We start from the raw sequence: 271 nt of genomic DNA on the forward strand, positions 1-271 counted from the left end.
GCAACCGGTTTCAGGCCATTCCCGCCGATCGCACGTGGCGGCCGACGCCCTGTACCAAGCCCAGTGTGGATGGCCCACAGAGTGCGGTGGTGACAGGCCCGGCCGGAGAGGAGATCTTCTGTGATGAGTATGGCCGTGTGCGGGTGAAATTCAACTGGGATCGCTACAACCCAGAGAACGAAAACAGCTCATGCTGGATACGTGTGGTGCAGGCTTGGGCTGGCCCGGGGTTCGGTAATATCGCGATACCACGGGTGGGCCAGGAAGTGAT

The 271-nt window shown here is 60.9% G+C and carries 1 protein-coding gene; it reads left to right on the forward strand.

Annotated features, from left to right (window positions below; all coding sequences use genetic code 11):
* Nucleotides 1–17: 17 nt before the first annotated feature.
* Nucleotides 18–271: type VI secretion system tip protein VgrG (gene vgrG, locus OOT08_RS18850; RefSeq protein ID WP_325094436.1), on the forward strand; the 254-nt coding region annotated here is incomplete at its 3' end.

It is taken from the genome of Leucobacter sp. M11 (assembly GCF_035726885.1).
In the GTDB taxonomy this organism is placed as follows: domain Bacteria; phylum Actinomycetota; class Actinomycetes; order Actinomycetales; family Microbacteriaceae; genus JAPFRB01.